Here is a 22,195-nt window from a genome sequence, read left to right on the forward strand (position 1 = left end):
AAATCTAGCATCAAATGATGCGGATTTCGATGTATCCAAGGCCGGTCCTGTCGTTTAGTTGGAAAAACACTGCGCTAAAGCAAAACCGCCCTGACGCACACAGCGTCAGGGCGGTTTTTTAATCACCGCGAACAGCGCGCCTCTTAAGACCGCTCCTTAAAACGCGTCTCCCGGCACCCGCACCCAGCCTTCCATCAGCACGCGCGCGCTGCGGCTCATGATGGCCTTCGTGACCGTCCATTCGCCGTTTTCCTGGCGCGCCTCGGCGCCCACGCGCAGCGTGCCCGACGGATGCCCGAAGCGCACCGCGCTGCGCTCGCCGCCGCCCGCCGCGAGATTCACGAGCGTGCCGGGAACGGCCGCCGCCGTGCCGATCGCCACGGCCGCTGTGCCCATCATGGCGTGGTGGAGCTTGCCCATCGACATGGCGCGCACCAGCAGGTCCACGTCGCCGGCTTCCACGCGTTTGCCGCTCGACGCTGTATAGCCCGTGGGCTTCGCGACAAAGGCGATCTTTGGCGTGTGCTGGCGCGTGGCGATCTCGTCGAGGTTCTTGATGAGCCCCATGCGCAGCGCGCCGTGCGCGCGGATCGTCTCGAACTTCTTGAGCGCCTGCGCGTCACTGTTGATCGCGTCCTGCAGTTCCGTGCCCGTGTAGCCGATGGCTTCGGCGTTCACGAAGATCGTCGGGATGCCCGCGTTGATCATCGTGGCCTTGAGCGTGCCCACGCCCGGCACTTCGAGGTCGTCCACGAGGTTGCCGGTGGGAAACATCGAGCCGCCCGCGCCTTCTTCTTCGGCGGCCGGGTCGAGGAATTCGAGCTGCACTTCGGCGGCGGGGAAGGTCACGCCATCCAGCTCGAAGTCGCCCGTTTCCTGCACGTGGCCGTTCGTCATCGGCACATGCGCGATGATGGTCTTGCCGATGTTGGCCTGCCAGATGCGCACGGTCGCAATGCCGTTGTCGGGCACGCGGCTCGGGTCGACGAGACCGCCGCTGATCGCGAACGGGCCAACTGCCGCCGAAAGATTGCCGCAGTTGCCGCTCCAGTCCACAAAGGCCTTGTCGATGGCGACCTGGCCGAACAGGTAGTCCACGTCGTGGTCGGGCTTGCTGCTCTTCGCCACGATCACGGTCTTGCTCGTGCTGGAGGTGGCGCCGCCCATGCCGTCGATCTGCTTGCCGTACGGGTCGGGGCTGCCGATCACGCGCATGAGCAATTTGTCGCGCACCTCGCCCGGCTTCTGCGCGGAGGCGGGCAGATCCTGGAGGCGGAAGAACACGCCTTTGCTGGTGCCGCCGCGGATGTAGGTGGCGGGGATTTTGATCTGAGCTACGTGTGCCATGTGTTGTCCTGAAACGAAGGGCGGCGCATGTGTCGCCACTGCGCCGCCCGTTTCTCGTTTATGCCGCTGCCTGCGACGATTCAAGGAAGTCCTGCGCGAAACGCTGCAGCACGCCGCCTGCATCGTAGATCGACACTTCTTCGGCCGTATCGAGTCGGCAGGTGACCGGCACTTCCACGCGCTCGCCGTTCCTGCGGTGAATCACGAGCGTGAGGTCGGCGCGCGGCGTGCGCTCGCCGATCACGTCATAGGTTTCCGTACCGTCGATGCCGAGCGTCGTGCGGTTCGTGCCCGCCTTGAACTCCAGCGGCAACACGCCCATGCCGATCAGGTTCGTGCGGTGAATGCGCTCGAAGCCTTCCGCCACGATCACTTCCACGCCCGCGAGACGCACGCCCTTGGCCGCCCAGTCGCGCGACGAACCCTGGCCGTAGTCCGCACCCGCGACGATGATGAGCGGCTGCTTGCGTTCCATGTAGGTTTCAATGGCTTCCCACATGCGCGTGACCTTGCCTTCCGGCTCGATGCGCGCAAGCGATCCCTTCTTCACGGCGCCGTCCACCACGGCCATCTCGTTGATGAGCGTGGGGTTCGCGAAGGTCGCGCGCTGCGCCGTGAGGTGGTCGCCGCGGTGCGTGGCGTACGAGTTGAAGTCCTCTTCGGGCAGGCCCATTTTCGCGAGGTACTCACCGGCCGCGCTGTTCGCCAGAATGGCGTTCGAAGGCGAGAGGTGGTCCGTCGTGATGTTGTCGCCCAGCACGGCGAGCGGGCGCAGCCCCTTCAACGTGCGCTCACCAGCAAGCGCGCCTTCCCAGTACGGCGGGCGGCGGATATAGGTACTTTGCGCGCGCCAGTCGTACAGCGGGTCGGTCGTCTCGCCGCTTTCCGCCGTAACGGCGAACATCGGCTCGTACACCTTGCGGAACTGCTCGGGCTTCACGCTCTTCGCGACGATGGCGTCGATTTCTTCGTCGGTCGGCCAGAGGTCCTTGAGGTATACGGGCTTGCCGTCCTGGTCCGTGCCGAGCGAGTCGCGCTCGATGTCGAAGCGCATCGTGCCCGCAATCGCGTACGCGACGACGAGCGGCGGCGAGGCGAGGAACGCCTGCTTCGCATACGGATGAATGCGGCCGTCGAAGTTGCGGTTGCCCGAGAGCACGGCGGTGGCGTACAGGTCGCGGTCGACGATTTCCTGCTGGATCTTCGGATCGAGCGCGCCCGACATGCCGTTACACGTGGTGCAGGCAAACGCGACGATGCCGAAGCCGAGCTTTTCCAGATCCGGCAGCAGGTTGGCTTCTTCGAGGTAAAGCTCGACGGCCTTGGAGCCCGGCGCCAGCGAGCTCTTCACCCACGGCTTGCGCGTGAGGCCGCGCGCGTTCGCGTTGCGCGCGAGCAGCGCGGCTGCGATCACGTTGCGCGGATTGCTCGTGTTCGTGCAGCTCGTAATGGCGGCGATGATGACCGCACCATCGGGCATCTGGCCCGGCGTTTCTTCCCACTTGCCTGCAATGCCACGCTCGGCGAGAGCCGACGTGGGCAGACGCTTGTGCGGGTTCGACGGGCCGGCCATGTTGCGCACCACGCTCGACAGATCGAACGTGAGCGTGCGCTCGTACTGCGCGTGCGCGAGCGTATCGGCCCAGAGGCCCGCCGTCTTCGCGTACGTTTCGACGAGCTTGACCTGCTCTTCTTCGCGGCCCGTGAGGCGCAGATAGTCGAGCGTCTGGTTGTCGATGAAGAACATCGCCGCCGTGGCGCCATATTCGGGCGCCATGTTCGAGATCGTGGCGCGGTCGCCGAGCGTGAGGCTCGACGCACCTTCTCCACGGAACTCCAGGTACGCGCCGACGACCTTTTCCTTGCGCAGGAATTCGGTGAGCGCGAGCACGATGTCGGTGGCGGTGATGCCGGGCTGGCGCTTGCCTGTGAGCTCCACGCCGACGATATCGGGCAGTCGCATCCACGAGGCGCGGCCGAGCATGACGTTCTCGGCTTCGAGGCCGCCCACGCCGATGGCGATCACGCCCAGCGCGTCGACGTGCGGCGTGTGGCTGTCGGTGCCCACGCAGGTGTCGGGGAACGCCACGCCTTCACGTGCCTGGATCACGGGCGACATTTTCTCCAGATTGATCTGGTGCATGATGCCGTTGCCCGGAGGAATCACGTCGACGTTCTTGAACGCTTTCTTCGTCCAGTTGATGAAGTCGAAGCGGTCGACGTTGCGACGATCTTCGATCGCGCGGTTCTTGTTGAACGCGTCCGGATCGAAGCCGCCGCATTCCACGGCGAGCGAATGGTCGACGATCAGCTGTACCGGCACGACCGGATTCACCTTGGCGGGGTCGCCGCCCTGATCGGCAATCGCATCGCGCAGGCCGGCGAGGTCGACGAGCGCGGTTTGCCCGAGGATGTCGTGGCACACCACGCGCGCCGGGAACCACGGGAAGTCGAGGTCGCGCTTGCGTTCGATGAGCTGTTTGAGCGATGCGGCGAGCGTAGCCGGGTCGCAGCGGCGCACGAGGTTTTCGGCGAGCACGCGCGAGGTGTACGGCAGCGTGTCGTAGGCGCCGGGCTGGATGGCCTCGACGGCTTCGCGCGCGTCGAAGTAATCGAGCCGGGTGCCGGGGAGGGACTTGCGGTAGGCGGTATTCACGGCTTGGGGACCAAATGTGTAGTGGGTTTGCGGCGGCTGCGCGCGCAGTGAGCGAATGTCCTCACTCTATACGCGCGCGCCGCCGTCTCCCAGTCGCCCGAACGTCGTAGTCCGTCCGGCCGACTGGTATGCGTCGATTAGCGCTTGCTGATCGGCGTGAACTTCAGATTCTCCGGACCCGTGTAATTCGCGCTCGGGCGGATGATCTTGTTGTCGATGCGCTGCTCGATGATGTGCGCGCTCCAGCCCGCCGTGCGCGCGATCACGAAGATCGGCGTGAACATGGCCGTCGGCACGCCCATCATGTGATACGACACGGCGCTGAACCAGTCGAGGTTCGGGAACATCTTCTTGACTTCCCACATCGTCGATTCGAGGCGCTCGGCAATGTCGAACAGCTTCATGTTCGACTCTTCCTTCGAGAGCTTCTTCGCGATTTCCTTGATGACCTTGTTGCGCGGGTCCGAAATCGTGTACACCGGGTGGCCGAAGCCGATCACGACTTCCTTCTTCTCCACGCGCGCGCGGATATCGGCTTCTGCGTCGTCGGCGTTTTCGTAGCGCGACTGGATCTCGAACGCGACTTCATTTGCGCCGCCGTGCTTCGGACCGCGCAGCGCGCCGATCGCGCCCGTGATGGCGGAGTAGATGTCCGAGCCCGTGCCCGCGATCACTCGGCCCGTGAACGTCGAGGCGTTGAACTCGTGCTCGGCGTACAGGTTGAGCGATACGTGCATCGCGTCGACCCACGACTTCGAGGGCGCGCGGCCGTGCAGCAGGTGCAGGAAGTGGCCGCCGATCGAGTCGTCGTCGGTTTCGACTTCGATGCGCTTGCCGTTGTGCGAAAAGTGATACCAGTACAGCAGCATCGAGCCGAGCGACGCCATCAGGCGGTCGGCGATATCGCGCGCGCCCGGCAGGTTGTGATCGTCCTTCTCGGGCAGTACGGTGCCAAGAATCGAGACGCCGGTGCGCATCACGTCCATCGGGTGCGCCGAGGCGGGCACGGCTTCCAGGGCGGTCTTCACGGCGGCGGGCAGGCCGCGCAGCGCCTTGAGCTTCGCTTTGTAGCTGGCCAGTTCGGCCGTGTTCGGCAGCTTGCCGTGCACGAGCAGGTACGCGACTTCTTCGAATTCGCAGGCGGTGGCGAGATCGAGAATGTCATAGCCGCGGTAGTGCAGGTCGTTGCCGGTGCGGCCGACGGTGCACAGCGCCGTGTTGCCTGCAGCCACGCCCGAAAGCGCGACGGACTTCTTCGGCTTGAAACCGCCTGCGGCTTGCGTGGTGTTTTCTGCTTCGCTCATGGTGTCTTCCTCTCTCTGTATCTATGTATGGGCAGGGTTACTTCTTCGCGGCAAAGAGCGCGTCGAGCTTGTCTTCGTAGGCGTGGTAGCCGAGGTAGGTGTAGAGGTCTGCGCGCGACTGCATCGTCGAGACGGCCGCCTTTTGCGTGCCGTCGCGCTTGACGGTCTCGTAGAAGTTCAGCGCGGCGGCGTTCATCGCGCGATACGCGCCGCAGCAGTAGAGCGCGATATCCACGTTCGCGCTCTTCAGTTCTTCGGTCGTGAAGAGCGGCGTCGAGCCGAATTCCGTGAGGTTGGCGAGAATCGGCACGTTCACGGCGGCGCGGAAACGGCGGTAGTCGTCGAGCGTCTTCATCGCTTCGGGGAAGATCATGTCCGCGCCCGCTTCCACGTAGGCCACGGCGCGCTCGATCGCGGCGTCGATGCCTTCCACGGCGGCCGCGTCGGTGCGGGCCATGATGACGAAGCCGTCGTCGGTGCGCGCGTCCACGGCGGCCTTCACGCGGTCCACCATTTCGCCGGTCGCGACGACCTCCTTGTTCGGACGGTGGCCGCAGCGCTTCTGGCCCACCTGGTCTTCCAGGTGCACGGCTGCGACGCCCGCCTTGATGAACGACTTGATCGTGCGCGCGATGTTGAAGGCGCCGCCCCAGCCGGTGTCGATGTCGACCATCAGGGGGATGTCCACGGCGTCGGTAATGCGGCGGGCGTCGATCAGCACGTCGTCCATGGAGCTGATGCCGAGGTCCGGCACGCCGAGCGAGTTGGCGGCCACGCCGCCGCCCGAGAGATAAACGGCCTTGAAGCCGGTCGCCTGCGCGAGCTTGGCCGCATACGCGGTGATGGCGCCGACGACCTGCAGCGGTTGTTCGGCGGCTACGGCTGCGCGGAATTTCGCGCCGGCGCTAGCGGGGAATTTGTTGTTCATGCGTGATGTCTCCAATTGAATCGCCGACTCATACTGCAGATAGCGTGCCAGCTCTGCGTAACGAGGCTAACGCGTTGATTTTGCGCCGGATTTACGCTGGTCGGTTGCCGACCCTGATTTCCGGGATGAAATCGTGATTTCAAAAATGAAATCGACGCGCGATAATGCGAAATCGGGCTGACGGCTGGCTTCCGGGCCCCGCCTCGCCGCCGCGTCACCGTATCGTTGGACACCATGAACCGCTATCCCGCCCCCGCTTCCTCCACCGCTTTTTCCGGCATCCGCCCGCGCGTATGGGCCATGGGCATCAGCCGCTTGCGCGACCTGTTTCGCGACATCGCCGGCGAATACGACGAACTCGCGGACCTGCGCGTGGTGCCGCGCGGCTTCGAGGAGGCGGTGGCCGAAATCGCCGCCGCGGGGCCGAATCAGCGGCCCGACGTGGTGGTGGCGGCGGGCTCGAACGGCACCTACCTGAAGGCGCGCATCGACCTGCCCGTCGTGCTTGTCCAACCCACCGGCTTCGACGTCATGCAGGCGCTCGCCCGCGCGCGGCGCGAAGCCGAGCTCGTCGCGCTCGTCACCTATGGCGAGACGCCTGCGGAAGTGCAGCGCTTCGCCACGGCCTATGGCATCAACGTGGTGTTCGGTCAGTACCGCACAGTCCAGGACGCCGAAGCCTGCGTGCTCGATCTGCGCGACCGCGGCGTGGGCGCGGTAGTCGGGCCGGGCCTCGTCAACGACCTCGCGGCGCGGCTCGGGCTCGTCCCGTTTTTCGTCTACTCGCGGCCTTCGGTGCGCGCGGCCTTCGACAACGCGCTGGATCTCGTCCAGGCCACGTGGCGCGAAACGCAGCGCCGTCAGCGGCTGGACAGCGTGCTGCAACATTTGCGCGATGGCGTGGTGGCGCTCGACGCGCGTGGCCGCGTCGAGGCGATCAACCAGCGCCTCGCCGCCGTGCTCGACATCGATCCGGCGGCGGCGGCGGGGCAGTCGCTCGCGGCGCTTGCGCCCGATATCGCCTTCTCGCTGCCAGAAGCCGACGGCGAATCGCTCGAGACCGTACGCGGCGTGAGCTATGTCGTGCATCGCGGGCCGCTCGTCGACAACGGCGTGACGACGGGCGCCGTGCTCACGTTCCAGGAGTCGCGCGCGGTGGAGCGGCTCGACCGCACATTGCGCTCGCGCCAGCGCACACAGCAGTTCGTCGCGCGCTACCGGCTGGACGACCTGAGCGGCGCAACGCCCGGCATCGAGCGCGTGCGCCAGCTCGCGCGGCGCTATGCGAAGTCGGATGCCACGGTGCTGATCCGCGGCGAAAGCGGCACCGGCAAGGAGATGATCGCGCAGGGCATTCATCGCGAGAGCCCGCGGCGGGACTTTCCGTTCGTCGCCATGAATTGCGGCGCGTTTCCCGAAGCGTTGCTGGAGAGCGAGCTGTTCGGCTACGAGGAGGGTGCGTTCACGGGCGCGCGGCGCGGCGGCAAGGTGGGGCTCATCGAGGCGGCGCACCGCGGCACGCTTTTTCTCGATGAAATCGGCGAGATGCCATTGCCGTTGCAGAGCCGGCTGTTGCGCGTGCTGCAGGAGCGCGAAGTGGTGCGCCTGGGGGCCACGGAACCTACGCGCGTGGATGTGCGCGTGGTTGCCGCTACGCACCGCGCGCTCACCGAGCAGATCGAGGCGGGCGAGTTTCGCTCGGATCTGTTCTATCGCCTGAACATTCTCAATCTCGCCATTCCGCCGTTGCGCGAGCGCGGCGCCGATATCCCGTTGCTGGCGAGCGAGCTGCTGTTCCAGGCCTCGCGCCGCGAGCCGCGCGTGGCCGTGCGTATCCGCACGCCCGAAGACGCGGCGCGCACGCTCGCGCTGGTGAGCGGCGCGCTCACGCGGCACGCATGGCCCGGCAACGTGCGCGAGCTGCAGAACGTGGTCGAGCGGATGGTGGTGGAGCTGGCGGATTCGGAAGAGGACGTGCTCGCGCCCGATGTGCTGCGCGCGATCGCGCCGGAGGTGTTCGAGTCGCGCCGCACTGCGAGTGGCGCCGCAGCGGTGGCAGCAGATGGCGCGCTTACGCTGCGCGAGCGCAGCCTCAACACCGAAGCCGACGAGATCCGCGCCGCGCTCGACGCCTGCAACGGCGATCGCGACCGCGCGTGCGAGATGCTCGGCATCAGCAAGACGACGCTCTGGCGGCGCCTTTCCGCCGCGAAGGGCAAGCGTGGCGGCGTACAGGGTGAAGCGGCAGTGGACACGGCGCCTCGTAAGGCGCCGCGCAGTTGAAGCCGCCTAGTTCTTCAGCGCGTTGAGCAGCGGCGCCACAGTCCCATGCAAATGCAGGATCTCGGGGCTCGCCTGCAACAAGGCCTGATAGCGCTCGTAGAACTCCGCCGATTCCTCGCCGGAAAAGAGCGCGGCCACGCCTTGCGCCGCACCGATGCGATCGTCGGGGCTTGCGTCCTTTGCGTCGAGGGTTTCGTCGACGTTGGCGATTATCGTCGAGAGCGGCATGAGCCAGCGAAAGCCCGAGCCGTTGATAAGCACCTGCAGGAAGGCCGCCGGCGTGACCGGCCCGAACTCGCGTTCGTACTCCTTGCGCTCGTGGTCGAGAATCGCCTTGTGCAGCGTGAGCAGCGGCTTGCGCACGGTCGAGAGGAATTGAATCGCGCTTTGTTCGTTCATCTTGCGGCTCCTTCGGTGGCGCTCGCCGGGTCGTGACGAATGGTCACGCGACGCGCGCCGGATCATGAGGTAGCGCGAACCGTTCGCGCAGAGATGCGGACGATGGTAGCGCAATGGCCGGTGGCCTGTGGGTAAGCCGTGGCCGGGCGCGGCGGCGCTACACTCTGCCGATCCGCGAAAACGCGATTCCGATGCCGATCCACCTGAGAACGCTTCGATGACGATGACGATCCTGCCGCTGCGCCGCGACGACCTGCCGCTCGACACCGCAGAGCTGGCGCGCTACATGGTCGGCAAATATCTCGTGCGCGACCTGGCGCGCGGGCGCATGGCCGGGCGGCTCGTCGAAGTCGAGGCGTATCCGGTGGGCGACTCCACGAGCTATGCCTACATCGGTCGGCGGCCCTATAACGCCGCGATGTTCCTCGAGCGCGGTCATGCGCACGTGCGGCTGACCTACGGCAGCGCCTGGATGTTCAACATGTCGAGCGAAGCCGTGGATGTCGGCGCCGGCATCCTGTTTCGCGCACTGGAGCCGCTCGAGGGCATCGGCGCGATGGAGGCGCTGCGCCCTGGCGTCCCGCTGCGCGATCTCGCGCGCGGGCCGGGGCGGCTCTCGCGGGCGTTCGGCATTGCGGCGGCCCTCGACGGCGTCGACCTGTGCCGTGGGCACGGACTCTGGATCGGCCGCGTTGACGAACCGGCGCGGCCCGTGGGTGTGACGACGCGCATCGGGCTCTCACGGGAGACGGACCGGCCGCTGCGCTTCTACGAACTGGGCAGCCGGTTCGTGAGCGGGCCGCGCAAGCTGCTGGATGGCACCGTCGCCCAACTGTGACCGGCGCGGACGCCACGCCGCAAGGGTCTCGCCGGACGCCTCATGCGCGCGGCATTGTTGCGTGGGTTGAAAGTGTATTTTCTCAAATTAAGGGTTTCCCCTGGTCTCTTGTCTCAATAGACTGAAATCACTGGTTCGGCGGTGCAATCAGACACCGCCGCCGGCATAAAACAAGTGATGGAGGTAATGACCATGAAGTCCCGTACCCTGATTCAAGCTGCATTCGTCGCCGCACTCGTGGCTGCTCCGGCCCTTTCGTTTGCCCAGGTGCAAAACAACGGTCCGGTCACGCGCGCCGAAGTGAAGTCCGAATTGATCCAGCTCGAGAAGGCCGGCTACAACCCGGCTACCGCCAATGACGCGACGTACCCGAGCGACATCCAGGCCGCCGAAGCGCGCGTGAACCAGCAGGAAGGCCTGGCGCAACAAGCGCCGGCAGCCGAAACGAGCGGCTATGGCCCGTCGACCTCGGGCTCGGCGCAGTCGGGCCAGCCGGCCACGATGCGCCCGTCGCAGTCGGTGTACTTCGGCAACTAAGCGGGCAACTAAGCGGGCAACCAGGCGGGCAACCAGGCGGGCAAGCAAGCGGATAGCCGCCCGGACACTGGCGCATGCGACATCGATCGGCCACACGCTGGCCGATCCCGCGCAAGCCGATGCCCGCACGCTTCGAGCGGGCGGACACGTTCGCGCAGGGCGCGCTGACCGCGCCCCCACCCAGCAAGGCTCCCACCCGATACCGGCGAAGGCGGACACTGTTCCGCCTTTGTCGCACGCCACCGCGCAAACCTTCGCGCGATTTTTTATGCGTGGAACCTCCGCCGCCGAAAGGTGGCTTCGCCCAACCCCGTCGGGATTGGGCGTTTTTTCACATCTGGCGGTTTGGAGGCGGCCGGCCCTTGACCTCAGGCGCCAGGCCCGCCGGTGATGTAGTGCTCGAGCTGCTCGATCGTGAACTTCTGCTCGGCGATGATTTCCTTCACCAGGTCGCCGATCGACACCATCCCCACAAGCTTGCCGCCGTCCATGACGGGCAGGTGGCGCATGCGCCGCTCGGTCATGAGCGCCATGCAGTCGTAGGTGGTCTGCTCCGGTTCGACGAAGCGCACGTGCGTGCTCATGATGTCGCGCACGGCGGTCGTTTTCGACGACCGGTCCATCAGCACGATCTTGCGCGCGTAGTCACGCTCCGTGACGATGCCGGCGATCGAGGGACCGTCGGTCACGAGCAGCGCGCCGATCTGCTTATCGGCCATCAGGCGGATTGCGTTGTAGACGGAATCGGAGGCTTCGATCGTGTACACCACCTGTTCCGGCTTCGATTTGAGTACCTGTGCAACGCTTGTCATAGGGCGACCCCTCTTCGTCCTTCTGGTTGTTCAGTCATTGCGCGGCGCGGCAAGCCGGGTGGATTGCCCGTCAAGCCATTGGAAAGCCATTTCAGTATAGGCGGCTGGCGTGCCGCGCGTCGTCGGGGTATGCGCGGGGTCGCACCATTTATGCGGGCGGCATGCGGCTCGGGCGAGCCGCCATCCGGGCCGGCACCGAAGCCGCCACCCAGAGGCGGCGCGGCGGGGCGGAGCAAATGGCGGTAAACTCCGGTTCCAAACCTCAACCCGGCCCCTTGCCGGTTTTTGCCAGCTTCCTGTTCCAGATCATGCCTACGCTTCCTGAGTCGTCCTGTGCGGACGGCGACAACGCCAACGAATGCGTCGTGCTTGACGCGACCGCCACGCTGCCGACCCGCTACGGCACGTTCGAGTCCTATGTCTACCGGGTGAAGGACGGAGGCGCCGAGCATCTCGCGCTCGTCATGGGCGACGTGGGCAGCGGCGAGCCCACGCTGACGCGGCTCCACTCCGAGTGCCTGACCGGCGACGTGTTCGGCTCCTACCGCTGCGACTGCGGCGAACAGCTCGACCTCGCCCTGCGCTATATCGCGGCCGAAGGCCGGGGCGTGCTGCTCTACCTGCGCGGCCATGAAGGCCGGGGCATCGGCCTGTCGAACAAGATCCGCGCGTACCAGTTGCAGCAGCAGGGCCGCGATACCGTCGAGGCGAACCTCGATCTCGGCTTGCCCGACGACGCGCGCGAATACGACTCGGCGGCGGCGATCCTGCGTCTGCTGAAGGTCTCGTCGGTGCGGCTCATGAGCAACAATCCGAAGAAGTTCGACACGCTCAGGCAGCACGGTCTCCCTGTGATCGAGCGAGTGGCGCTAGCGATCCCGATGCGCGAAGAAAACGAACGGTATATCCGGACCAAGCAGGTCAAGTTCGGGCATTACTTCGAAGAAAACGAGTAACCGGGAAGCCACGGCGCAACGAGTGCCGGGCACGACAATTGCGCAGCGCAAAAACAAACTAGCTGGAACAGGGAGAAACGATGTCCAAGCGTGTCAAGACGCGCCTGCGCGCGCTCGCACCTGCGCTCGCCAGCGCGTGCCTCGCAACCGGTCTCGTGCTCGCGTCCTCCGACGCCAGCGCGCAAGCCGCGGCCTATACGAGCGAACCGGTGGATCTGTACGCCGGGCCTTCAGGCGACTATCCAGTCGTTGCCGAACTGGGACCCGGCCAGCCCGTTACCGTGATGGGCTGCGTGGGCGACTATTCGTGGTGTGACATCACGGTGCCCGGTCTTCGTGGCTGGGTCTACGGTGGCTATCTCAGTTATCCGTATCAGGGCAGCTACGTGCCGCTCACCGACTATGGCGCGGCAATCGGCCTGCCGATCGTGACGTTCTCGCTCGGCGCCTACTGGGGTAGCTTCTATCGCGACCGGCCGTGGTATGGCGAGCAGCAGCGATGGGCGCACGTCCCGCCGCCCGAACGCGGCCGCCCGCCATCTGAGCCGGCGTGGCATGGTGCGCCGGGCCGTCCGCCCGCCATGCCGCAGGGCGGTGGCGAGCGCCCGCACGGGCCCAATGAGCCGATGCGCGGCGGCCAGCCGCCTGGTGCCCAACGCCCGCCTGGCAACCCCGAAGCGCCGCGTGCGCCGGGCTACATGCCGCCACAGGGCGAGGGCCGGCCGCCCGGCAACATGGAGCAGCCCAACGCCATGCGTCCGCACGAGGCGGGCCATCCGCCCGAGCAGCAGCAGTACGGCGGCCGCCCGCCGGCTGGGCAGCCGGCGCAGGGCTACGCCCATCCGCCAGCGCCGCAGCCGCAGGGTGGCATGCGTCCGCAAGGACCCGTACCTCAACAGCCACAGGGTGGTATGCGGCCGCAAGGTCCCGCACCTCAACAGGCACAGGGACGGCCGCCTGCGCAGCCTCAGGGTGGTCAAGGCGGTCACCAGGGTGGCGAACGGAACAACGACCGGCAACCCGAGCACTAACGCGTATTGCGTTTCTTCGCTGCAGCGGCGGGATTTCCATGCGGGAGTCTCGCCGCTGCTGTTGCCTGGCGATGACTTAGGATTGCAGATCAATCAAGGTGTGTGATGGACATGCGCCGCGTTACGCAGGTTCCGCAGGTTCGCTGAAGTCATCGTCCAGGCCATGCCATCCACCTGTTCTTCACCGCTTTTCGTCGTTCTGACGGATTTAACAATCCCTGACAGTAAATTCGTAGCGCCCAGGTGAGAATACGTCGTCGCGGCAAGTGCAAGCACGGCCGCACGACGCCAGCGCCACGCGATTCAAGCGTATGCGCCGCTGGCAACGGATATCTGCTACGGGGGCTGGCTCGCTCGGGACTTGGCGACGCAGTCAGCAAGAGGAAGTCAGAGCGAACCCGAGTTCGCCGGATAACGCTGGGAAAACCAGTGCTTTGAGGTGGACGTGGCGATGGCGGCACGTGCCTCGTCGTGCAGGGAGGCGGCTTGCGGCCCGCTGTAGAGCGTCGGGCGGTGACGCTGGCAGCGGGGCTCGCGCCGCGCACGACGATGACTGCGCTCGCGGTCCGACTCCGGGGGCGGAATCCGGAGACCACGCAGTGCGTAGCACGCGGCCGTCGCCACATTTTTTTCCACACTTCTGAACGAATTCTCTGTGCCGCTTCGCGCATCGCGAGCGGCTCGACGTTGTTGCGTCCGCGAAAAAACGCCTGGCCGCTTCACTTCTGTTGCTGTGCCTGCTTGTCTTCACGGGGGCGACATGTTTTTCCGATCCGGCCGTATGCGTTTTCCACCGGGTTCGCGCGTAGACGGCCCCGACGGTGGCCGCGAGTTCGACCGCGTCGAGCTCGACCTGGTGCGCGACCGCCACGCGCGCGCCGCGATGGAGGCCTATGCGGACTCCTGCGCGGCCGAACTCCCGTGGCTCAGCGAAGCGCTGCGCCTTTCGCGTTACGTCGCGGCGGAGCGCATGACGCAGTGTTCGTCCACGGTGCTGCGCGTGTTCGTCGCGGCGCAGTCGCGCGCAGCCGTGCAGCCCGACTACGCGCATGCAGCATGGGAGCACGTGCGCGCCCATCTGACCGCGCTGCTTGCGGGATCGCCGTCAACCGCAGGCGGGGCGGGCAAACCCGGCTCGAACGACGGTAAATTCGACTACCATGAGTGATTAACATGAGAGCGATCTGTTCACCGAAGTCGAGCGCGGCCGCGCGCTCCCATTTTTTTCGAGACGCGGCGAAAGTAGCGGCCGTCGGCGCACGGCGGGTCCCGCGTGCCGCCAGTTCGAGGGTGGTCCGCCATCGACCCGGTGCCGGTGTGCGAACAAGGGCCCGCCAGGCGAAGGTCAAGGCCGCAGCGCGGTGCGGCGGAAAAGCAGTCCATCCTGAGACGATCAATAACAAACCTGGTTGCGGGGTGCTATGAGAATTGCAGTACTGGATGACGATGCAGCGCAGACGGAATTCGTCTGCCAGGCCTTGAGCGCGGCGGGCCACGCCTGCCACGCGTTCGCCAAGGGCAGCGAGCTCGTCAGGCAGCTTCGGCGGCAGACGTTCGATCTGCTCGTGCTCGACTGGAACGTGCCCGACATGGCGGGCGACGAAGTGCTGCACTGGGTGCGGCAGAGCCTTTCCACGCGCCTGCCGGTGCTCTTCATGACGAGCCGCAGCCGCGAGGTCGACATCGCCCAGATGCTCAACGCCGGCGCCGACGACTACGTCGTCAAGCCCGTCTCGGCGCCGGTGCTGATCGCCCGCGTCAATTCGCTGCTGCGCCGCGCCTATCAACTGCATGCGCCCGCGCTCAAGGAAACTTTCGGCGAGTATGAATTCGACCTGAAGTCGCGCCAGGCCTCGGTGAGCGGGCGCAACGTCGCGCTCACGCAGAAGGAGTTCGATCTCGCGCTGCTGCTGTTCCAGCATCTGAGCCGTCCGCTTTCCCGCGCGCACATTCTCGACGTGATCTGGAAGCAGTCAGACGACATTCCCTCGCGCACGATGGACACGCACGTTTCCATGCTGCGCTCGAAGCTCGGCCTGCGTCCCGAAAACGGCTATCGCCTCACGCCGATCTACGGCTACGGTTACCGGCTCGAGCGTATCGAGGGGGACGACGCGTGAGAGGCGCGCGCGCGGTGCGCGCCTCAGCGGCTCCGTTTTTTGCCTTCGCGCTCGCGTTCATTTCCCTTCCCCGCGGCGCCGAGGCGCGCGAGAGTGCTCCGCGCGCGCCAGCCCAGCCGCCCGAGATGACGACCTACGTCACGCGCCCCGGCGACTCGCTCTACGACATCGCCACGCGTTACCTGCGCAATCCCGCCGACTGGAAAAAGCTCGCGAGCCTCAATCACGTGAGCGCGCCGCGCCGCCTGCAACCGGGCACGGCGTTGCGCGTGCCGGTTGCGCTGCTGCGCCAGGACGCCCTCAGCGCGAAGGTGATCGCCGCGAACGGTCCCGTGCAGCATGCGTTCCGCGCCGGTCCGCTCCTGCCGGTCACGGTCGGCTCGAGTCTTGTTGAAGGCGATCGGGTGCAGACCGGCCACAACGGCTTCGCCACGCTCGAACTGGCCGACGGCTCGCATATCGCGCTGCCGCCCGATACCTCGCTCGACCTTGCCACGCTGCGTCAAACGGCGCTCACGGGCGCGACCGACCGCATCGTCGATCTGCATCGCGGCGAAGTGACGAACGAGGTCACGCACGCCACGAAAAAGGACGATCGCTTCCAGATCCGCTCGCCTTCGGTGGTGGCCGGCGTGCGTGGCACGCAGTTTCGCGTGAGCTACGACGGCGACAAGGGTGCAACGGCGGTCGAAGTGCTGCAAGGCGCGGTGGGCGTCGACGCCGACTCGCCGGCCCAGAACCGGCGCGGCGCATACGCCCGGGCGCCGGCGCGCGGCACGCCGCTCACGGCCTCCGAGCAACTCGTCGCCGCGCACTACGGCAGCCTCACGCTGGCGGGCCAGTCGGCGGGCGCGCCCGTCACGCTGCTCGACGCGCCTGAACTGCTGCATCCATCCAAAGTGCAGGACGACGAAGCAGTCGCCTTCGATCTCGCGCCGGCGGCGGGTGCGAGCGCGTATCGCGTGCAGATCGGCCGCGACGCGGGCTTGCTCGACATGATTCGCGACACGCGCAGCGTCGACCCGCACGTGTCGTTCGCCGACCTCGCAGACGGCACTTACTTCGTGCGCATCTCCGCCGTCGACGCTCGCGGCCTCGAAGGCATGCCGGCGTCGTATGCGTTCGAGCGCCGGCGTGTGGCGCTCGGCGCGAGCGCCGGAGCCGTAGAAGGCTCGCGCGACTTTGCGTTCCGCTGGTTCATCGACCGCAACGCGCAGAACACGCGCTTTCGCTTCGTGCTCGGCACCACGTCCGATCTGCGCGTGCCGCTCATCGACCGTACCGACATCACGGCGGGCGAGGCCGTCGTGCGCGACCTGCCGAAGGGCGTGTACTACTGGACGGTGATCGCCGAGCAGTTCGACAACGGCCACTACTACCAGAAGGCAAGCCCCGTCCAGTCGTTCAGGCTCGACTGGTGACGGAGCCGCGCATGAGCGTGAGGCCGCCCGCGCGCCTTGGCCGCTCCGTCGGGCGCCGCTTCCTGTTCGAATGGGCGGGCGTGGGCTGCGCGGGCGTGATCGTGGTCGTGCTCTGCGTGCTCTGGCGGCTCACGAGCGGCGCCGATCATCTGGTTTATGACCGCTTGCTCTCCGCGCGCTCGCTGCCGGTGTCGCCCGACATCGTGCTCGTCGAGATCGACAATGCGAGCGTCGCCGCGCTCGGGCGCTGGCCGTGGCCGCGCGAGGTGCATGCGCGGCTCGTCGATCAGCTTGCGAAGGCGGGGGCGGCGGCCGTCGTCTACGACGTGCTGTTCACCGAATCCTCTCCCGACGACGCGCACTTTGCGCAGGCGCTGCGCGCGCGCGCGTCGTTCCTTCCCATCCTGCTCACACCCGCCGACGACACGGGTCACCGCGACGCCGTGCTGCCAGTCGCGCCGCTCGCGCAAGCGGCCGCAGGCATGGGTCATATCAACCTCGAAGTCGATAGCGACGGCATCGTGCGCAGCGCCGCGCTCTTCGAGGGCGACGCGCAGCAGCGCTGGCCGCAACTGATGGTGCCGCTCTGGCGCGCGGTGCGCAGCGGCGCCGTGAAGCTCGCGCACGGCACGCCCGCCGCCGCGCACAGTGACGATGTGCTGCGCGCCGCCGCGCCGGGCACCGAGTCGCGCTTCCTGATTCCGTTCGGCGCGAACTCGCAGACTTACCACAAGGTTTCGTTCGCGGACGTGCTCGAAGACCGCGTGCCGCCCGAGCAGCTGCGCGGGAAAGTGGCGATCGTCGGTGTGACGGCCTCAGGGCTCTACGACCGCTTCGCCACGCCGCTCTCCGGCACGCTCGGCCCGCTGCCCGGCGTGTATATCCACGCCATCGTGCTCGATACGCTGCTCAACGGGACCGCCATCCAGCCCGCGGCGCCGCTCGGCGTCGTGCTCGCCTCGCTCATGCCGCTCGTCGTGCTGCTGGCGGGCTTCCTCGTGCTCTCGCCGCTGCGCACGCTGCTGTTGCTCGCGTTTTTGATCGCCGTATCGCTCGGCACGAGCGCGGGCATGCTGCACGGCGCGCGCATCTGGCTGCCTCCCGTGCCCGCGATCGTCGCGCTGCTCGTCGTCTATCCGGTGTGGAGCTGGCGCCGCCTCGAAATGACGATGGCTTACCTGCGCAAGGAACTGCGCCAGCTTGCCGACGAACCCTACCTCCTGCCCGAGGCGCCGACGCCTGGCCGCGAATTTGCCGGCGACGCGCTCGCCCAGCAAATGGCGCTCATGGCGCAGGCCGCGCAGCGGCTGCAGGACATGCGCCGCTTCGTGTGGGACAGCCTGGATTCCGTGCCGGAGCCGATACTCGTCGCCGATCTGCGCGGCGTCGTGCTGATCGCCAATCACGCTTCGCGTGCGTATCTCGCGCGCCTGAACGTGAGCGCTGCGGAAGGGCGCTTGATGCAGGACGTGTTCGGCGACCTCTCGCTCGTCAAGCCGATCGACCCGGCGCCCGACGCGATGGCGTTTGCGCACGCGCACTGGCCCGCGCCGCTCGATCCGGCGCGCAGCGAGTTCGCGGAGTTGATGGAGCGCGGCGTGGAAGTGCGCGCGCGCGACGGCAGCGACTACCTGCTGCGCTACGCGCGCTGCACGAACGCGCAGGGGCAGGCGGTGGGCTGGATCGCGGGTCTCGTCGACGTGACCGAATTGCACGACGCCGAGCGCCAGCGCGAGGACGCGCTGCGCCTCCTGTCGCACGACATGCGCTCGCCGCAGGCCTCGATCGTCGCGCTCGTCGAGACGGAGCGCGAGCGCGGCACGCTCGCCTCGGAGCCCGTGCGCGGCGTGATGGAGCGCATCGAGCGCTACGCGCGTCGCTCGCTCAAGCTCGCCGACGACTTCGTGCAACTCGCGCGCGCCGAGTCGCAGGTCTATGCGCTCGAGCCCACGAGCCTCGCCGAACTGGTGATCGACGCGAGCGACGAAGTGTGGCCGCAGGCGCGCGCGAAGCGCATCCAGATCGACACGGCGTTCGAGGGCGAGCAGATGGGCTGGATCAACGCCGACCGCTCGCTCATGACGCGTGCGCTCGTGAACGTGCTGAACAACGCGGTGAAGTACAGTCCTGCGGATACGCGTATCGTCTGCACCATCGCACTGGACGACCACACGCCGCCGCGTGTGATCTGCTCGATTCGCGATCAGGGCTACGGCATCGCGCAGGAAGATCAGGCGAGGCTGTTCCAGCCGTTCCAGCGCTTTCACGCGGAGCAGCGGCCCGAGGTGAGCGGCGCCGGGCTCGGCATGGCGTTCGTGAAGACGGTTGTGACGCGCCACGGCGGCGACGTCCACCTGGAAAGCGGGCCGGGCAAAGGCACCGTGCTGACGATGTCGCTGCCCGCGTTCGACGCACCGGTTTGAGCCACCGAGGGCATGAATAACCGATGGAGTGTTTCGTGAAGACTTTGTTGTCGATCTGTCTCCTGCCGATGCTCGTCGCGCTCGCCGGATGCGCGGGCGTGACGACCGACGTCGCGGCCACGGGCGCGCTGCCCGCTGCGTCTGCCGTGAACTACCGTTTTGCACCTACACCTGCCCAGGCAGAAGCAGGCGAGATCCTCCCGTACCAGGCGTTACTGAGCGAAGGTCTCGCGCAGCGCGGCTTCAACGCGGGAGCGCCGGAGGCGGCGCGCTATCTCGTATCGGTGGCCTGGGCCACGCGTCCCGCCGACGTGAAAGTCATTGACGGCGATTGCGGCGCCGGCTGCGCGCCGGCCGAGGGACCGTCGCTGCCATGGTTCGGGCGGCCCTACTTGCATACGTTGACGCTGCGTTTCTTCGCGTTGCCCGATGGCGGCGAGGTCTACAAGGTCAGCGCCGTGAAGCGCGACCGCAACGCCGACGCACGCGAAGCCGTGCCGTACCTCGTGGCGGGCGCACTGGCGCGGCTGCCGTACGCGGGCTCGCCGCAATGGCGCGTCAAGCTGAAGAGTCCGGCTAACGCCGGCGCGGCGGATCACGCGCCGGGCATGCCGGAAGTGCTTTCCGTTTCGCCCGTCGATAAGCAATAGTTCAGGGCAACTTTCCCCAGGCCGCGCTGGATTCAAAGGCGCTATGCTGATTCCCGAATCTGGCGCAACGGTTGCGCGCAGACATTACGGGAGTCGCTCATGTTCGATCACATTGGATTGCGCGTGCAGGATCTCGCACGCAGCGTGCGTTTTTACGAGGCGCTGCTCGCGCCGCTAGGCGTCGTGGTGTGCATGCGCGACGACACCTATGCGGGACTCGGCCAGCCGGGCGAGCCCAAGCTCTGGCTGCATGCCTTTTCCGCCGCATCTGCCGACTCTGCGCTTGCGCCGCGCGGCGTGCATGTGGCGTTCGCAGCGCCGAATCGCGCGGCGGTCGTTGGCTTTTATGAAGCGGGCCTGCGCGCAGGCGCGAAAGACAATGGCGAGCCCGGTGTGCGAGCCGATTACAGTCCCGACTATTACGCAGCATTCCTGATCGATCCCGACGGCAACAACGTCGAGGCCGTCTGCTACGCGCGCGAAGCGTGAGCGTGCGAGGGTCTCAGCCGCCGGGCGCTGCGTCCGGCGCCGCTTCGGTCACGACGGCCGTTGCGTCCTGCGGCCAGCGGTTTTCGAACACGCATTCGCCAAGCGGCTTGCGTTCGGCCCACTTCTCCATTTCGAGCATCGGCTGCGGGTAGAACGCGTCGACCTGACCCACGCAGAGTATCGCCACCGGCTTGGCGCCCGGCGGCATGGCGAGCAGGGCGCGCACTTCGTCGACGTCGAAGATCGACACCCAGCCCATGCCGAGCCCTTCGGCGCGAGCCGCGAGCCACATGTTCTGGATCGCGCACGCCACGGAGGCGAGGTCCATCTCCGGCAGCGTGCGCCGGCCGAAGACGTGGGCTTCGCGGCGGTCCATCAGCGCGACCACGAGCACCTCGGCGCAGTCGCGCATGCCTTCCACCTTGAGCTTCATGAACTCGTCACGGCGCTTGCCCAGCGCATCGGCGGTCGCGATGCGCTCGCGCTCGACCGTTGCGTGAAGTTGCTCGCGCAACGTGTTGTCCGTGATGCGCACGATGCGCCACGGCTGCATGAAGCCTACGCTCGGCGCATGATGTGCGGCGTCGAGCAGGCGCGCGAGCGTCGCGGGTTCGATCGGACCCGGCGCGAAGTGCCGCATGTCGCGGCGCTCGTAAATCGCGCGGTAGACCGCCGCGCGCTCGGCTTCGTCAAAGGGCTGTGCCATGGAAGAGTGCGGCCGCGAAAGCCGGGTTGGAGGGCCAGTAAGCGTGCATATAGGTGCTCGCGATCGAGCCATGCCGATACAGCGCCTCGCCGGGCGCACCAGTCTGTGCGTGGCGTGCCGTGAGCGTGGGCGCAAGCGGCGTGGCGATGCGCGAATAGTGAAACGTGTGGCCGCGCAGCGCGCCATGCGCGCCGTCGAGTTGCTGCATGCCGAGCGCCGCGAAGCGCTTTTGCATGACCGCCTCGCCTGGCAGCAGGCCGAGCATCGGCGTGCGCGCGCCTTCTACGTCGGTCAGCGCGTCGAGCAGATAAAGCATGCCGCCGCATTCGGCGACGAGCGGTCTGCCTGCGGATACATGTACGCGCAACGAATTTGCGCTCTGCGTATTGCGCGCGAGCGCCGCAGCATGAAGCTCGGGATAGCCGCCGGGCAGAAAGATCGCATCGGCGCTGGCGGGCGCGGGCTCGTTCGAGAGCGGAGAGAAATAGCTCACGCTTGCGCCCAGCGCTTCGAGCAACGCAATGTTCGCGGGATAGAGAAACGAGAACGCGGCGTCGCGCGCAATGGCGATATGACGGCCTTCGAGCAGGCGTGGAATTGATTCGTCATGCGAAGGATCGGCGAACGCCACGGGAGGCGGCAATTCCGCGAGTGCAGTCTGCGCGAGCGCGTCGGCGGCGCGTTCTATGCGCGCGTCGAGGTCGTCGATCTCCGCAGCCTGATGCAGTCCGAGATGGCGGTCAGGCAACGCCATCGTCGCTTCGCTCGCTACGTGCCCGAGCCAGCGCACGTCGGCGGGCAATGCCTCCTGCAGCATCTGCGCGTGGCGCGCCGAGCCGACGCGGTTCGCCAGCACGCCATGAAACGGCACATCCGGCCGAAAACGCGCGAGACCGAACGCGATCGCGCCGAAGGTCTGCGCCATCGACTTCGCGCTCACGACGGCGGCCACCGGCACGCCGAACGTGGTCGCGAGATCGGCGCTGCTCGGCGTGCCGTCGAACAGGCCCATCACGCCTTCGATGAGGATCAGGTCGGCTTCGCGCGCGGCCTGCGCGAGGAGGGCGCGGCACGCTTGCTCGCCCACCATCCACAGGTCGAGCGAGAGCACGGGCGCGCCACTCGCGCGCGCGAGGATCATGGGGTCGAGAAAATCCGGCCCGGTTTTGAACACGCGCACGCGACGCCCCGCGCGCCGATGCAGGCGCGCGAGACCCGCCGTGAGCGTGGTCTTGCCCTGGCCCGAAGCGGGTGCGCTGATGAAGAGCGCGGGGCAGGCGAGCGTTGCGCTCATG

Annotated in this window: 19 protein-coding genes; 11 read left to right on the forward strand and 8 right to left on the reverse strand. The window is 66.9% G+C overall.

Annotation, left to right across the window (positions count from 1 at the left end; all coding sequences use genetic code 11):
• Positions 1–156 precede the first annotated feature (156 nt).
• From prpF to prpB, 4 genes are all read right to left on the reverse strand, one after another.
• The gene (gene prpF / locus VSR72_RS18535) at positions 157–1,347 is read right to left on the reverse strand and encodes a 2-methylaconitate cis-trans isomerase PrpF (RefSeq protein ID WP_342953805.1); all 1,191 of its coding nucleotides are present in this window, start codon (positions 1,345–1,347) and stop codon (positions 157–159) included.
• A gap of 58 nt (positions 1,348–1,405) precedes the next feature.
• Positions 1,406–4,003 (reverse strand): Fe/S-dependent 2-methylisocitrate dehydratase AcnD, encoded by a 2,598-nt coding sequence (gene acnD / locus VSR72_RS18540; protein WP_342953806.1) that lies wholly within the window; start codon positions 4,001–4,003, stop codon positions 1,406–1,408.
• Between the two features lie 137 nt (positions 4,004–4,140).
• The gene (gene prpC, locus VSR72_RS18545) at positions 4,141–5,307 is read right to left on the reverse strand and encodes a 2-methylcitrate synthase (protein ID WP_342953807.1); all 1,167 of its coding nucleotides are present in this window, start codon (positions 5,305–5,307) and stop codon (positions 4,141–4,143) included.
• Positions 5,308–5,344: 37 nt separating this feature from the next.
• Complete coding sequence (prpB, locus tag VSR72_RS18550; protein WP_342953808.1) at positions 5,345–6,235, reverse strand: methylisocitrate lyase; 891 nt, start codon at positions 6,233–6,235, stop codon at positions 5,345–5,347.
• Positions 6,236–6,469: 234 nt separating this feature from the next.
• Here prpB and prpR point away from each other — a divergent pair, with 234 nt between their 5' ends.
• The gene (gene prpR, locus VSR72_RS18555) at positions 6,470–8,518 is read left to right on the forward strand and encodes a propionate catabolism operon regulatory protein PrpR (protein WP_342953809.1); all 2,049 of its coding nucleotides are present in this window, start codon (positions 6,470–6,472) and stop codon (positions 8,516–8,518) included.
• 6 nt (positions 8,519–8,524) lie between these two features.
• Here prpR and VSR72_RS18560 read toward each other — a convergent pair whose 3' ends face one another.
• Complete coding sequence (locus VSR72_RS18560) at positions 8,525–8,917, reverse strand: hypothetical protein (protein WP_342953810.1); 393 nt, start codon at positions 8,915–8,917, stop codon at positions 8,525–8,527.
• 217 nt (positions 8,918–9,134) lie between these two features.
• Between VSR72_RS18560 and VSR72_RS18565 the strand changes: the two genes are divergently transcribed.
• Positions 9,135–9,755: a DNA-3-methyladenine glycosylase gene (locus VSR72_RS18565; RefSeq protein ID WP_342953811.1), complete on the forward strand. Its 621-nt coding sequence runs from the start codon at positions 9,135–9,137 to the stop codon at positions 9,753–9,755.
• A gap of 192 nt (positions 9,756–9,947) precedes the next feature.
• Complete coding sequence (locus tag VSR72_RS18570) at positions 9,948–10,292, forward strand: DUF4148 domain-containing protein (RefSeq protein ID WP_342953812.1); 345 nt, start codon at positions 9,948–9,950, stop codon at positions 10,290–10,292.
• A 368-nt stretch (positions 10,293–10,660) separates the two neighbouring features.
• Here VSR72_RS18570 and VSR72_RS18575 read toward each other — a convergent pair whose 3' ends face one another.
• A complete protein-coding gene (locus VSR72_RS18575) occupies positions 10,661–11,104 on the reverse strand; it encodes a CBS domain-containing protein (RefSeq protein WP_342953813.1) in 444 nt (147 codons plus the stop codon).
• A 308-nt stretch (positions 11,105–11,412) separates the two neighbouring features.
• Here VSR72_RS18575 and ribA point away from each other — a divergent pair, with 308 nt between their 5' ends.
• The 8 genes from ribA (at position 11,413) to VSR72_RS18615 (ending at position 20,194) form a co-directional block, all read left to right on the forward strand.
• Entirely contained in the window at positions 11,413–12,060 is a 648-nt protein-coding gene (gene ribA / locus VSR72_RS18580) for a GTP cyclohydrolase II (protein WP_158759506.1), read from the forward strand.
• A gap of 80 nt (positions 12,061–12,140) precedes the next feature.
• On the forward strand, positions 12,141–13,091 hold the full coding sequence (locus VSR72_RS18585; RefSeq protein WP_342953814.1) for an SH3 domain-containing protein: 951 nt from the start codon (positions 12,141–12,143) through the stop codon (positions 13,089–13,091).
• Positions 13,092–13,872: 781 nt separating this feature from the next.
• Positions 13,873–14,259: a hypothetical protein gene (locus tag VSR72_RS18590; RefSeq protein ID WP_342953815.1), complete on the forward strand. Its 387-nt coding sequence runs from the start codon at positions 13,873–13,875 to the stop codon at positions 14,257–14,259.
• Positions 14,260–14,512: 253 nt separating this feature from the next.
• Positions 14,513–15,211, forward strand: coding sequence for a response regulator transcription factor (locus tag VSR72_RS18595; protein WP_201698742.1), 699 nt, complete (start codon positions 14,513–14,515; stop codon positions 15,209–15,211).
• Positions 15,208–16,632: a FecR domain-containing protein gene (locus VSR72_RS18600; protein WP_342953816.1), complete on the forward strand. Its 1,425-nt coding sequence runs from the start codon at positions 15,208–15,210 to the stop codon at positions 16,630–16,632. The genes VSR72_RS18595 and VSR72_RS18600 overlap by 4 nt, the downstream gene beginning before the upstream one ends.
• 11 nt (positions 16,633–16,643) lie before the next feature.
• Positions 16,644–19,055, forward strand: a complete 2,412-nt coding sequence (locus VSR72_RS18605) for a CHASE2 domain-containing protein (RefSeq protein WP_342953817.1) — start codon at positions 16,644–16,646, stop codon at positions 19,053–19,055.
• A gap of 35 nt (positions 19,056–19,090) precedes the next feature.
• Positions 19,091–19,705: a DUF4136 domain-containing protein gene (locus VSR72_RS18610; protein WP_342953818.1), complete on the forward strand. Its 615-nt coding sequence runs from the start codon at positions 19,091–19,093 to the stop codon at positions 19,703–19,705.
• A 99-nt stretch (positions 19,706–19,804) separates the two neighbouring features.
• Complete coding sequence (locus tag VSR72_RS18615; RefSeq protein WP_342953819.1) at positions 19,805–20,194, forward strand: VOC family protein; 390 nt, start codon at positions 19,805–19,807, stop codon at positions 20,192–20,194.
• A gap of 13 nt (positions 20,195–20,207) precedes the next feature.
• On the opposite strand, the gene bluB is transcribed toward VSR72_RS18615, so the two are convergent.
• Together bluB and VSR72_RS18625 are read right to left on the reverse strand one after the other, a co-directional pair.
• Positions 20,208–20,900, reverse strand: a complete 693-nt coding sequence (gene bluB, locus VSR72_RS18620) for a 5,6-dimethylbenzimidazole synthase (protein ID WP_342953820.1) — start codon at positions 20,898–20,900, stop codon at positions 20,208–20,210.
• Positions 20,884–22,194 (reverse strand): cobyrinate a,c-diamide synthase, encoded by a 1,311-nt coding sequence (locus VSR72_RS18625; RefSeq protein ID WP_342953821.1) that lies wholly within the window; start codon positions 22,192–22,194, stop codon positions 20,884–20,886. The genes bluB and VSR72_RS18625 overlap by 17 nt, the downstream gene beginning before the upstream one ends.
• Position 22,195: the final 1 nt, after the last annotated feature.

This window comes from Paraburkholderia sp. JHI869 (assembly GCF_038900775.1).
Classification (GTDB): domain Bacteria; phylum Pseudomonadota; class Gammaproteobacteria; order Burkholderiales; family Burkholderiaceae; genus Paraburkholderia.